General features: G+C 59.9%; 10 protein-coding genes and 3 pseudogenes. 8 read left to right on the forward strand and 5 right to left on the reverse strand.

The genetic code is table 11. The features are described 5' to 3' along the window. Positions 1–33: 33 nt before the first annotated feature. From ECTPHS_RS04790 to ECTPHS_RS04810, 5 genes and pseudogenes are all read left to right on the forward strand, one after another. Positions 34–1,602, forward strand: a complete 1,569-nt coding sequence (locus ECTPHS_RS04790) for an ATP-binding protein (protein WP_008931563.1) — start codon at positions 34–36, stop codon at positions 1,600–1,602. A gap of 42 nt (positions 1,603–1,644) precedes the next feature. After that, positions 1,645–3,204, forward strand: a complete 1,560-nt coding sequence (locus ECTPHS_RS04795) for an ATP-binding protein (protein ID WP_008931564.1) — start codon at positions 1,645–1,647, stop codon at positions 3,202–3,204. 99 nt (positions 3,205–3,303) lie between these two features. After that, on the forward strand, positions 3,304–3,600 hold the full coding sequence (locus ECTPHS_RS04800; RefSeq protein WP_008931565.1) for a type II toxin-antitoxin system RelE/ParE family toxin: 297 nt from the start codon (positions 3,304–3,306) through the stop codon (positions 3,598–3,600). Positions 3,601–3,603: 3 nt separating this feature from the next. Beyond that, positions 3,604–3,918, forward strand: a complete 315-nt coding sequence (locus ECTPHS_RS04805) for an addiction module antidote protein (protein WP_008931566.1) — start codon at positions 3,604–3,606, stop codon at positions 3,916–3,918. A gap of 225 nt (positions 3,919–4,143) precedes the next feature. Beyond that, positions 4,144–5,010 (forward strand): annotated as a pseudogene (locus ECTPHS_RS04810) (PD-(D/E)XK nuclease domain-containing protein); the annotation flags it as partial. A gap of 170 nt (positions 5,011–5,180) precedes the next feature. Here ECTPHS_RS04810 and ECTPHS_RS04815 read toward each other — a convergent pair. Together ECTPHS_RS04815 and ECTPHS_RS14535 are read right to left on the reverse strand one after the other, a co-directional pair. After that, a complete protein-coding gene (locus ECTPHS_RS04815; protein ID WP_040405147.1) occupies positions 5,181–5,885 on the reverse strand; it encodes a hypothetical protein in 705 nt (234 codons plus the stop codon). A gap of 146 nt (positions 5,886–6,031) precedes the next feature. Continuing rightward, positions 6,032–6,145, reverse strand: a pseudogene (locus ECTPHS_RS14535) (transposase); the annotation flags it as partial. Between the two features lie 48 nt (positions 6,146–6,193). Between ECTPHS_RS14535 and ECTPHS_RS04820 the strand changes: the two are divergent. From ECTPHS_RS04820 to ECTPHS_RS04830, 3 genes are all read left to right on the forward strand, one after another. Further along, positions 6,194–7,756, forward strand: a complete 1,563-nt coding sequence (locus tag ECTPHS_RS04820; RefSeq protein ID WP_008931570.1) for an ATP-binding protein — start codon at positions 6,194–6,196, stop codon at positions 7,754–7,756. A 581-nt stretch (positions 7,757–8,337) separates the two neighbouring features. Continuing rightward, positions 8,338–8,595: a type II toxin-antitoxin system Phd/YefM family antitoxin gene (locus ECTPHS_RS04825; RefSeq protein WP_008931571.1), complete on the forward strand. Its 258-nt coding sequence runs from the start codon at positions 8,338–8,340 to the stop codon at positions 8,593–8,595. Continuing rightward, positions 8,585–8,863, forward strand: a complete 279-nt coding sequence (locus tag ECTPHS_RS04830; protein ID WP_008931572.1) for a Txe/YoeB family addiction module toxin — start codon at positions 8,585–8,587, stop codon at positions 8,861–8,863. The genes ECTPHS_RS04825 and ECTPHS_RS04830 overlap by 11 nt, the downstream gene beginning before the upstream one ends. 138 nt (positions 8,864–9,001) lie before the next feature. Here ECTPHS_RS04830 and ECTPHS_RS04835 read toward each other — a convergent pair whose 3' ends face one another. From ECTPHS_RS04835 to ECTPHS_RS04840, 3 genes and pseudogenes are all read right to left on the reverse strand, one after another. Continuing rightward, on the reverse strand, positions 9,002–11,044 hold the full coding sequence (locus tag ECTPHS_RS04835) for a capsular polysaccharide biosynthesis protein (protein ID WP_246828310.1): 2,043 nt from the start codon (positions 11,042–11,044) through the stop codon (positions 9,002–9,004). 70 nt (positions 11,045–11,114) lie between these two features. Beyond that, positions 11,115–11,249, reverse strand: a pseudogene (locus ECTPHS_RS15100) (transposase); the annotation flags it as partial. 1 nt (position 11,250) lies between these two features. Beyond that, on the reverse strand, positions 11,251–12,120 hold the full coding sequence (locus ECTPHS_RS04840) for an Rpn family recombination-promoting nuclease/putative transposase (protein WP_008931574.1): 870 nt from the start codon (positions 12,118–12,120) through the stop codon (positions 11,251–11,253). Positions 12,121–12,397 lie beyond the last annotated feature (277 nt).

The following is a 12,397-nucleotide window of genomic DNA, read 5'->3' on the forward strand; positions in this document are numbered from 1 at the left end:
GTCGGCAGGATACTTGTCCCTGGAGGGCCAGGCATGGCTAACCATCAGCGCCTCACACTCCCCATCGGCATCCAGTCCTTTGAAAAGCTGCGCAAGGGCCACTACTACTACGTCGACAAGACCCCTCTGATCGAATCCATGGCGAAGATCGGCGGCTACTACTTCCTCTCCCGCCCCCGACGCTTCGGCAAAAGCCTGCTGCTCGACACCCTGCACTGCCTGTTCGAAGGCCGAAAAACCCTGTTCGAAGGACTCTACCTCCATGACAAATGGGACTGGCAGACAACATACCCGGTCATCCGCATCAGCTTTGCCGACGGCGTCGTCAAAAGCCGCGAGGAACTGGATGCCCACATCTGGCACCAACTGAAAGTACAACGAGAAAAACTGGCGCTATCCCAACCACCGGCCGAGATCATCTCCGGTGAGTTTTCATCACTGATTCGCCAGACTCACGCCCACTATGGACAGCGCGCCGTCGTACTCATCGACGAGTACGACAAGCCCATCCTGGATAACATCCTGGAGCCCGAGCGTGCCCGCGAACTGCGCGAGGGGCTGAAGAACCTCTACAGCGTACTCAAGGACGCCGACCCCCACCTGCATCTGGTGCTGATCACAGGCGTGTCCAAATTCAGCAAAGTCAGCCTCTTCTCGGGGCTGAACAACCTGCGTGATATCACGCTGCTGCCTGAGTATTCAACGATCTGCGGCTATACCGATGACGACATCGACACGGTATTCGACCTCGAGCTACCCGGCCTGGACCGCGAGACCATCCGCCAGTGGTACAACGGCTATCGATGGGGCGGCTCCGAAGTAACCTCCGTCTACAACCCCTTCGACGTCCTGCTGCTCTTGCAAAATCGCCAGTTCGGCCCCTACTGGTTCGAGAGCGCCACGCCCACCTTCCTGGTGAACCTGCTCAAGGAACGGGGTGTCTTCACCCCCGAACTCACCGCCTGGCACAGCCGCCCGGCACTGCTCAGCCGTTTCGATGTGGACGACATCTCCACCGATGCCCTGCTGTTCCAGACGGGCTACCTCACCCTCAAGGACATCCACGAAGAAGTCCCCAACCGGCCCCTCTACAAACTGGGCCTGCCCAACCAGGAGGTGGAAATCAGCCTCAACGAGGCCCTGCTACCGGCGCTGGGCGTCAGCCATGCCGTCTTCGATGATGTGGTCATCCGCTTGCCGCGCCTGCTCAAGGCCGCCGACCTGGCCGGCCTGGAAACCCACCTGAAGGCCCTCTACGCCGGCCTGCCCCACGACTGGTACCGCAACAACCCCATTGCTCAATACGAAGGCCACTACGCCAGCGTGTTCTACAGCCACTTCGCCGCCCTGGGCGTCCAGGTCACGGTGGAAGACGCCAGCCACCACGGCAAGGTGGACATGACCGTCGACTTCGGCGGTCACATCTACCTGTTCGAATTCAAGGTGGTGGAGCAACTGCCCGAAGGCAAGGCCCTGGAACAGATCAAGCAAAAGGGCTATGCCGACAAATACCGGGCCACCGGCAAACCGATCCACCTGATCGGCGTGGAGTTCTCCCGGGAAAAGCGGCAGATCGTGGCATTCGATGTGGAAACGGCATGATAAACTCCCGTCGGCACGATACTCGTCCCTGGAGGGCCAGGCATGGCTAACCATCAGCGCCTCACACTCCCCATCGGCATCCAGTCCTTTGAAAAGCTGCGCAAGGGCCACTACTACGTCGACAAGACCCCTCTGATCGAATCCATGGCGAAGATCGGCGGCTACTACTTCCTCTCCCGCCCCCGCCGCTTCGGCAAAAGCCTGCTGCTCGACACCCTGCACTGCCTGTTCGAAGGCCGAAAAACCCTGTTCGAAGGACTCTACCTCCATGACAAATGGGACTGGCAGACAACATACCCGGTCATCCGCATCAGCTTTGCCGACGGCGTCGTCAAAAGCCGCGAGGAACTGGATGCCCACATCTGGCACCAACTGAAAGTACAACGAGAAAAACTGGCGCTACCCCAACCACCGGCCGAGATCATCTCCGGTGAGTTTTCATCACTGATTCGCCAGACTCACGCCCACTATGGACAGCGCGCCGTCGTACTCATCGACGAGTACGACAAGCCCATCCTGGATAACATCCTGGAGCCCGAGCGTGCCCGCGAACTGCGCGAGGGGCTGAAGAACCTCTACAGCGTACTCAAGGACGCCGACCCCCACCTGCATCTGGTGCTGATCACAGGCGTCTCCAAATTCAGCAAGGTCAGCCTCTTCTCGGGGCTGAACAACCTGCGCGATATCACGCTGCTGCCTGAGTATTCAACGATCTGCGGCTATACCGATGACGACATCGACACGGTATTCGCCCTCGAGCTACCCGGCCTGGACCGCGAGACCATCCGCCAGTGGTACAACGGCTATCGCTGGGGCGGCTCCGAAGTAACCTCCGTCTACAACCCCTTCGATGTACTGCTGCTCTTGCAAAATCGTCAGTTCGGCCCCTACTGGTTCGAGAGCGCCACGCCCACCTTCCTGGTCGACGTCCTCAAGCGACGTGGGGTCTTCACCCCTTCGCTGGACCGATGGGAGACGGAATACGAATTACTCAGCCAGTTCGATGTCGACAACATCAGCACCGACGCCCTGCTCTTCCAGACCGGCTACCTGACCATCAAGCAGATCAAGGAGCCCATGCTGGGTTACCGCCAGTACACCCTGGGCTTTCCCAACCACGAGGTGGAGACCAGCCTGAACCACGCGCTGCTCCCGTCACTGGGCGTCGAAAACGGCCCACGCGAACGCCGCACCCTGTTCAAGCACTTGCAGCAGCACGACCTGGCCGGCCTGGAAACCCACCTCAAGGCCCTCTACGCCGGCCTGCCCCACGACTGGTACCGCAACAACCCCATTGCCCAATACGAAGGCCACTACGCCAGCGTCTTCTACAGCCACTTCGCCGCCCTGGGGGTCCAGGTCACAGTGGAAGACGCCAGCCACCACGGCAAGGTGGACATGACCGTCGACTTCGGCGGCCACCTCTACCTGTTCGAATTCAAAGTGGTGGAGCAGCTACCCGAAGGCAAGGCCCTGGAACAGATCAAAACCAGGGGCTATGCCGACAAATACCGCGCCTGCGGCAAGCCGATCCACCTGATCGGCGTGGAATTCTCCCGGGAAAAGCGGCAGATCGTGGCATTCGACGTGGAAACGGCCTGAAGAAGCGACAATCTCGGGCATCGCTCGTGGCCAAGGGCCGTTCCCAGGGGAGCCACCGCCAGAATTGACACTAAACAATCTGCCAACTAGAGTTCACACATGATCGAACTCATCAAAACCGATGTCTTTGATCGGTGGCTGCGAAGCCTTCGTGATACTCGTGCCCGCGCCAAGATCACGGTACGGCTCAGACGACTCAGCCTCGGCAACCCTGGCGATGTCAAACCTGTCGGTGAAGGCATCTCGGAACTGCGCATCCCCCATGGCCCCGGCTACCGGGTCTACTACCTCAACAGAGGCCCCATCGTGGTGGTGCTACTCTGCGGGGGCGACAAGAGCAGCCAGCCCAGCGACGTCGAACAAGCTAAAGCCATTGCCAAGCAATGGAAGGAGTAACCCATGGCCACCCAACAGCAGGTGATATTCAGCCACTACGACACCGCCGAGTACCTTCAGACCGAAGAGGAAATCGCCGTCTACCTGGAGGCCGTGATGGAGGAAAACGATCCCTCACTCCTCGCTGCCGCTCTGGGCGACGTGGCTCGCGCACGTAACATGAGCCAGCTGGCCAAGGAGGTCGGCATGAGCCGCGAGGGGCTCTACAAGGCACTTTCAGGCGAAGGCAACCCCGCCTTCTCCACCATCAACAAGGTCGCCAACGCTCTGGGGCTGCAGCTGACCATCAAGCCGATGTCCCAGCCTCCGGCGCCGTAAGGATAGCGGGAGCCCATTGGCCTGCTTGCGAAGTCACTCCCGCGAAAGCGGGAGTGACGATGATAGTGCCGATGACGGGACAGGAAAGGACGGTGACAGTGGCGACAACGACCACCACCAGAGCCATGATAAACTCCCGTCGGCACGAAGCTTTTACTCTGGAGGCCAGCATGGCTACCGAACAGCGCCTCAGACTCCCGATAGGGATCCAGACCTTCTCCGAGAACGGTGTTTTCCCCCGAGCTGCCTGGCCTGGACCGTGAGGCCATCCGGCAGTGGTACAACGGCTATCGATGGGGTGGGCAGGAGGTCACCTCTGTCTACAACCCGTTCGATGTGCTGCTACTGCTCCAAAACCGTGAGTTCGGCCCCTACTGGTTCGAGAGCGCCACCCCCACCTTCCTGGTGAACCTGCTCAAGGAACGGGGTGTCTTCACCCCCGAACTCACCGCCTGGCACAGCCGACCAGCCCTGCTCAGCCGTTTCGACGTGGATGACATCTCCACCGACGCCCTGCTATTTCAAACCGGCTACCTCACCCTCAAAAACATTCACGAAGAAGTGCCCAACCGACCGCTCTATGAACTGGGCCTGCCCAACCAGGAGGTTGAGATCAGCCTCAACGAAGCCCTGCTCCCGGTACTGGGCGTCAGTCACGCCATCTTCGATGAACTGGTCATCCGGTTGCCGCGCCTGCTGAAGGCCGCCGACATGGCAGGCCTTGAAGCGCACATGAAGGCCCTCTACGCCGGCCTGCCCCACGACTGGTATCGCAACAACCCCATCGCGAAATACGAAGGGCACTATGCCAGCGTCTTCTACAGCCACTTCGCCGCCCTGGGGGTCCAGGTCACGGTGGAAGACGCCAGCCACCATGGCCGCGTGGACATGACCATCGACTTCGGCGGCCACATCTATATCTTCGAGTTCAAGGTGGTGGAACAACTGCCCGAGGGCAAGGCCCTGGAGCAGATCAAGGCAAAAGGCTATGCCGACAAATACCGCGCCGCCGGCAAACCCATTCATCTGATCGGCGTGGAGTTCTCCCGCGAGCAGCGCCAGATCGTGACGTTCGATGTGGAGGCAGCCTGAAGCCACAATCCCAGCAATTCTCCATTCGCGGCCAAGGGCCGCTCCCACAAGGGCGGCACGAGAGGCACACAGGCTCGCGAAACCCCCGTGGGAGCTGGCCTCGCCGGCGACGCGCTGCGGCAGCAGCGCCCTGGCCATGATTGTGTGCCGCCTTCGCGGGCGAGGCCCGGCTAATTTTTTGGTGGAACATCAGCATCTGGAAACAAATCTTCCAGGGCCTTTGCACTCAGCAATCGGATGGATACTTCACTCAATTCCTCGTATGTTGCCTCGGCCAGTCTCTCATCTAGCCAGAATGGAACATCCGTAAACTTTTCTATCACCTGAAGCCGGAGAGCACGACGAATCCCTTTCAAAAATGGCTTGGTTTCCCAGTGAGGAGGCTCATGCATTAGAATCTGACCAGCCATATCGTAACCAAGCAATAATTCCTCTAGGTCCTTATACCGCCCGCCTTCCCGGAGCCACCATGCGAGATTTTTCTCATCCGCGTCATCTAGCTTCTTTTGAGCCCATGATGGCAATGGACCAAACCTTTCTTTGAAGAACTTATTGACACATCCCCTCAGACCTTCGACCCAAGCTTTTTCAGACCACTCACTGAGCATTTCCCCATGTACATCGAAAACCTCTGAACAATCCTCGAGGTTATCCAGATAATCAGCAGGAAGATTTTTCAGCGCATGAATCGCATCGATTGGCAGCTCAGTCACGGCAGCAATGGTGGCATCATCTACTTTACCTTGTTTAAGCAATCGCAAAGCAACCTCAACACTCCCCCCAAGCCGACCTTTCAGATAGGCATTCAAATACTCTCTTTGGTGGAAATATAAAAAAGTCATCAAGGGCAATTCCTGGATGGGGCTGCCCTTCATTATGCGTCAAGCGGGAATATAGGGGAAAGCAGGATCAGTGCTGCGTCTCGGCACGCAGCCAAGCCACCTCTTCAACCGGCAGCTCTTCAATCTCAGCGATCAGCTGGTCATCCATCTCGGTGCGGGCCTTCCAGCAAGCCCAGGCGAAAGGTCGACTCGATCGGGTTGGTGGTGCGGGTGTGCACCCAATGCTCTGCCGGGTAGTCGTAAAACGCCAGCAGTTCATCCCGATCCTTTGCCAGGCAGGCCATCGCCTTGGGGGCGTGTTAAACTCCCGCCAGCACGACGTTTTCACTCTGGAGGCCAGCATGGCTACCGAACAGCGCCTCAGACTCCCGATAGGGATCCAGACCTTCTCCGAGATCCGCGAACGAGGCTACTACTACGTCGACAAGACGCCGGTCATCGAGCGCCTGGTCCACCAGAACAAGTACTACTTCCTCTCCCGCCCAAGGCGCTTCGGCAAGAGCCTGCTGCTGGACACCGTGCGCTGCCTGTTCGAAGGCCGCCAGGCCCTGTTCGAAGGGCTGTACCTCCACCATCGCTGGGACTGGCAGGCCACCCATCCCGTGATCCACCTGAGCTTCGGCAGCGGGGTGATGCGCAATCGTGAAGAGCTGGACCAGCGGATTCGCCACCAGCTGCGCAAAGAGCGTGAGCGTTTCACCCAGGCCACCTTCCCCAAGACCGATATTCCCGGCGAGTTCTCTGACCTGCTGGAGCTCGCCCACCGGGAAACGGGCCAACCGGTGGTGCTGCTGATCGACGAGTACGACAAACCCATCCTGGACAACATCCTGGACCCAGAGCGCGCCCGTGAACTACGTGAAGGCCTGAAGAACCTCTACAGCGTGATCAAGGACGCCGACCCCCACCTGCATCTGGTGATGATCACCGGGGTCTCCAAGTTCAGCAAGGTCAGCCTGTTTTCGGGGATGAATAATTTGCGCGATATCACACTGCTGCCGGAATACACCACCATCTGTGGCTACACGGATGAGGACATCGACACGGTGTTTGCCCCGGAGCTGTCCGGCCTGGACCGTGAGGCAATCCGAGAGTGGTACAACGGCTATCGCTGGGGGAGCTGTGAGGTCACCTCCGTCTACAACCCTTTCGACGTACTGCTGCTCTTGCAGAACCGGGCGTTCGGCCCCTACTGGTTCGAGAGCGCCACGCCCACCTTCCTGATCGACGTTCTCATGCAGCGGGGGGTCTTCACCCCTCAGCTGGATCAATGGGAGACGGAATACGAGCTACTCAGCCAGTTCGACGTGGACGACATCAGCACCGACGCCCTGCTCTTCCAGACCGGCTACCTGACCATCAAGCAGGTCGAGGAACCCATGCTGGGCTACCGTCAGTACACCCTGGGCTTTCCCAACCGCGAGGTAGAGACCAGCCTGAACCATGCGCTGCTGCCGTCGCTGGGTGTCGAGAACGCCCCGAGCAAGCGCCGCACCCTGTTCAAGCACTTGCAGCAACACGACCTTGCAGGCCTGGAGACCCACCTCAAGGCGCTCTACGCCGGGCTACCTCACGACTGGTATCGCAACAACCCCATTGCCCAATACGAAGGCCACTACGCCAGCGTGTTCTACAGCCACTTCGCCGCGCTGGGCGTCCAGGTCACGGTGGAAGACGCCAGCCACCATGGCCGCGTGGACATGACCATCGACTTCGGCGGCCACATCTATCTATTCGAGTTCAAGGTGGTGGAGCAGCTGCCCGAGGGCAAGGCCCTGGAGCAGATCAGGGCAAAAGGCTATGCCGACAAATACCGCGCCGCCGGCAAACCCATTCATCTGATCGGCGTGGAGTTCTCCAGCGAGCAGCGACAGATCGTGGCGTTCGAGGTAGAAACGATCTGAGCCCCCCCAACCGTCGGCCATTGCCCAGCGCCACGACCACCGGTCCAACCCCGGGCTGCAGCAACAGAGCTACGGGATCGGGCTCGTCCTCCACTGTGCGGACCGCCAAAAACCGCTGCGGACCGGCTGCCGGCTTCGAAGGCGCGCGCCCTGGCTCAGCCTCGGCTACCACCCACTCCGGGTACCGCGCCGCCCATTGCGATAACTGGCGGGACGTGACTCCATGCTGACGGGCGAAGGCCGCCTTGCTCTGGCCTGAGGCCGCCCACTGCTGGACCAGATCCTTCCAGAAAGCGCGCTTGCGCTGTCGGATACCTCTGCTCATCCGGAACATCCCCTCTATCGCTTGAGATCGTGCCGGTGACGATGGAGGATCAGTGGGGACTATGGAATACGGGGGCTACCGGACAGGTACTCCTGTCGCGTCCTCGGCGCTTCGGCAAGTGGTCAATCTCAGACCGGCAGGGTAGGTGCTGATTCTCTGGCGCTTACGGAACAGCGCTGCCCCCCTGCCTTGCAAACATGCATGCAACGCCTTAGACTTGTACGAAAAAAAGCACAACTCTAGAGAGGCCATCGTCATGCGCGTAGTGAATTTCTCTGAGGCACGAAACAGCCTCAAAAACGTGATCGATCAGGTCATCGACGATGCCGACTACACGATCATTGCACGCCGGGACGCCCCCGATGCAGTGGTGATGTCGCTGGACACCTTCAACGGCCTGATGGAGACCGTCCATCTGCTTAGATCACCTGCGAACGCAGCCCACCTGGCGCGCTCCATCGAGCAGTACCGCCAAGGACAGGTCAAGCAGCAGAATCTGGTCAATGCCGATTGAAGACAAACTGCTCAAACTGACCTGGACCCTGTCCGCTTGGAACGATTACGAATACTGGCAAGGCCAGGACCGCAAGACGCTCAAGCGCATTAATGCCCTGATCAAAGATTGCCTGCGCCACCCATTCGAGGGCATTGGTAAACCCGAACCCCTCAAGGAAAACCTCTCGGGCTTCTGGTCGCGCCGCATCGACGACACCCACCGGCTGGTTTACTGCGTCGACCACCAAGCCCTGGTAGTGATCGCTTGTCGTTACCACTACCAGTAATAATTTGTCCGCCCATAAAGGACAAACTGACCAGTGACCAAACCCGACTTTGACAGTTCCAAGTAACACGCCCGGCGCAAAGCCATGCGGCATACGAAGGGCACTATGCCAGCGACGTGGAAACGACCTGAAAGCGAATCACCGCAACCCACCGAACAACCAATACTTCAACCGCAACCAACGAGACCTGGGCCGATACAGTAACCGGCCCGTTTCCTCCAGCGCACCACGCTCCGCCACCACCTGCCTGATCACCGCCTCGCAGGTGGTATACCCCTTCAACACCGGATCCCAATACCGGGGATAACGCAACAACACCCCCGCCACCAACTCATCCAGCGTCAACCGGCGTCCCCGCCGATGCAGCCCCTTCCCCTCAACCACCCGGTCCTGGGTCAACCCCCACCCGGCATAAAAAGGCTCACCATAGGTCACCACCACCTTCCCCCTGAGCAAGGCATCAAAACCCGCCAACGACGTCAGGGTATGCACCACCTCCGCATGTTCGATACAGCTCACCACCGACACCCGGGTTTCAATCACATCCGCCCACTGCAAAGCCTCGTCCACACGCCCCCGCCGCCGCGCATGCAGCACATCCGGATGCGGCTTGTACACAATGAACCCATCAGGATGCGCCCGGCGCGCCGCCTGCAGCAACCCCAGATTGGTACGCACCGCCGTGGTGCCATAACGAATGGAGGCATCATCCTCCACCTGCCCCGGCACCAACACCACCGGCCCCGGCCTGGACGCCCAACACGGAACCACACGCGGCTCCAGGTTATATTTGGTCAGACCCTGTTCCACGATCAACGCCCGCACCCGGCACGCCCGCGCCAACTCTTCCTCGGTAAACGCCGCCGTGGCCAGCACCTGCTCCAGGCGGGAAGGCCGAGAGGGGTCGAAATAGATCCCCAGATCATCCAGCACCACCGAACGCGGCGGCACACGATGGGCCCCCAACCCCACGGAACGGATAAAACCATCCTCAATGTGCCAGCACCGGGCACCCGTGGCCTGACTCAAGGCATCCACACCCGCCGGGGCATCACGCCCCCAGAACAGCACATTGTCCTCGGCGGTCAACCCCAACCGTTCTGCCCTGGCCGCCGACTTCACGCACTGCAAAGGCCCCGGCCGCAGACTCAGCAAAGGTGACAGATTGGCCGCCTTCCATCCCCGCAGCCCCACCACCACCTTGCGCCCCGACACCTGACTTTCCACGGCCTTTTGCCGTATCAACCACTGGATCACATCAAAAATGCTGCCCCTCTCGTGGGTCTCGGGGTCAAGATAGCGGGTATAACGCAAATAAGCCGCCGCAAACAGCGCCCTCACGGAACGCTGCCGCCCGCGCCGCGCACAGCGCCGGCGATCGTCCGTCACCCCCCAACCCGCATACCAGGGCATCCCCAACACCGTGACCGACTTGCCCACCAGCAACGCCTCGAACCCCAGGATGGAAGTCACCACATACACCCGATCCATCATCTCCAGCAGACTGATGGGGTTAACCGGCTCACGCAGCATCACCACCCGGGGGTGCTCAGGCCAATCGGACAGATACCCCCGCTTGGTGCCATCGCTGACTTCCGGGTGAGTCTTGATATAAATGGTGGCCCGAGGATTTTCCGTCAGTGCCGCCTCCACCATGGTTGTGAAGGTATCGGCATCCGCCAACCCCAGGGACACACTCAGATCACCCCGGGTCTGGTCCACCACCAGCACACGCGCTCTGTCCGTGGTCCGCAGCATGCGAGGATCCAGATCCGGGGCATGGTTGTATTTGCTGAGGCGATGATGCCGGATCAGGTCCACCGCCCGATCCACTTCGGCTTCCATACCAGCCAGTGGATCACCTTCGGAGGCCAGCAAGGACTCCAGATCCGATGGTCGGGTGGCGTCGTAATAGATACCTTGCGCATCCACCACCAGGGACAGCCCCACCGAACCCTGCCCCGGCAAGTAGGAACGCAAAAAACCATCCTCAAGACGCAGGCACTGCAATCCATGCGCCCGGGCCAGCGCCTCGGCACGACGACCGCTGGCCTTGGCTCCCCAGCCCACCACGGCCTGGGCAGCGGATGGCGGGTGGGATCGGTACCACAGGCATGGGCCTCCCAGCAAGGGAGGCAGGGTGGGTGAGGTGGAGAGGGGTTTTGAAGGAGTGATGAACACGATGGGATAGATTATTCAGCACGATCAGCGTGTATCCGGCGCAAGCGATACTGGTAAGTGTACATCCGCACACCGCCTCATCCGACCAGCCCTGGGCGCGGTCCTGATCGATCCGCAGCACGATGTGGTAGTGGTTGCTCATCACCGCGTAAGCCGCCACGTCAATGGCAAAAACAGCACAGAGCCGGCGAATCCGGGCCTCAATCTCAGTGCTTGAACAGCTCCTCAAGGGTATTCGCCACCAAGATTTCATCTGTCCAACCTTCCAATTGCTGGGCATTAGCAGCATCCAACCTTTGGATAACCCACTCGGGCAAATCGCCAAAGCGCTTCGTAAGTAGGCGTTGGAGTATACGTTGCGCTTCCTCTCGCTTCGCATCATTCAGCAGCGACACTTCATCCCGCAACGCCCGCTCTCGCACAAACGCCAGGCGGCGGGTCTCCTCATCGGCGCTGAGCTCGCGGATGCGACTCATCGCTTTTTTGACCGGTTCATGGGCAACATTGGCCATCGTCAATTCCTCCTGCCAGTGCTTGAAGAAGGTGATCCAGGCGCGCAGCGGGCCTTCCGGCAAGCCCAGGCGATCCGCCTTGTTCAATTCGATCAGGTTCATCTGCAGGATGTTCCCGAGCGTCACACCGGGCTGGCGTTCATCCCGCATTTCGAAGCGCCATACTGCCTGCTCGCGCTCGCCAGCGGTGTCCGTAAACAGGTCGAAGTCCAGCAGGTGAAGGCCCACCGAAGCACGCAGCTCCTGGTAGTCCTCACCGGCGCCGAGCTGGGTACCCAGCGTGCGAGCCAGGTAGAACAGCCCCCGCTTGTGCCAGGCGCCGTAGCGGCGTACCTGTACCTCGACATTGTAGCAGTGGCCGTCACCGTCACGGGCCAGCACGTCCAGGATGATGTACTTGCCGGTCAGGTCCGTCGGCTCGATGTTGGGATTGAGGATCTCCACCGAGGTGATGTTGGGCAGGTCCGGGCGCAGATCGTTGATCAGATCCACCAGCAGATCCGGCGCTTCGGCAAACAGCCGCTTGAAGACGTAATCGTTGGTGGGGTCGAGTAGCTCGCTCATTGCAACTCCTTTTTCATTGCGTTCATCCTACTGCATCTCGCCTTGTCAAGCCTCTTTCCCCTTGCCCTCCCCATCACGCTATCTGCCTGCAGTGTAAAGAAAAAAAGCACCTGTCCGGTAGCCCCCATATTCCATAGTCCCCGCTGATCCTCCATCGTCACCGGCACGATCTCAAGCGATAGAGGGGATGTTCCGAGTGAGCAGAGGTATCCGACAGCGCAAGCGCGCTTTCTGAAAGGTATATCCCCGCGACCAGTTCACCCCGGCATGGATTGCC

Origin of the sequence: Ectothiorhodospira sp. PHS-1, from assembly GCF_000225005.1 — a bacterium.
In the GTDB taxonomy this organism is placed as follows: Bacteria; Pseudomonadota; Gammaproteobacteria; order Ectothiorhodospirales; family Ectothiorhodospiraceae; genus Ectothiorhodospira.

Bases quoted from the DNA above. Each gene is read 5' to 3' on its own strand.
- ECTPHS_RS04825 (WP_008931571.1), top strand. From the start codon at position 8,338: ATGCGCGTAGTGAATTTCTCTGAGGCACGAAACAGCCTCAAAAACGTG.
- ECTPHS_RS04795 (WP_008931564.1), top strand. From the start codon at position 1,645: ATGGCTAACCATCAGCGCCTCACACTCCCCATCGGCATCCAGTCCTTT.
- ECTPHS_RS04815 (WP_040405147.1), bottom strand. From the start codon at position 5,885: ATGAAGGGCAGCCCCATCCAGGAATTGCCCTTGATGACTTTTTTATAT.
- ECTPHS_RS04805 (WP_008931566.1), top strand. From the start codon at position 3,604: ATGGCCACCCAACAGCAGGTGATATTCAGCCACTACGACACCGCCGAG.
- ECTPHS_RS04820 (WP_008931570.1), top strand. From the start codon at position 6,194: ATGGCTACCGAACAGCGCCTCAGACTCCCGATAGGGATCCAGACCTTC.
- ECTPHS_RS04800 (WP_008931565.1), top strand. From the start codon at position 3,304: ATGATCGAACTCATCAAAACCGATGTCTTTGATCGGTGGCTGCGAAGC.
- ECTPHS_RS04790 (WP_008931563.1), top strand. From the start codon at position 34: ATGGCTAACCATCAGCGCCTCACACTCCCCATCGGCATCCAGTCCTTT.
- ECTPHS_RS04840 (WP_008931574.1), bottom strand. From the start codon at position 12,120: ATGAGCGAGCTACTCGACCCCACCAACGATTACGTCTTCAAGCGGCTG.
- ECTPHS_RS04830 (WP_008931572.1), top strand. From the start codon at position 8,585: ATGCCGATTGAAGACAAACTGCTCAAACTGACCTGGACCCTGTCCGCT.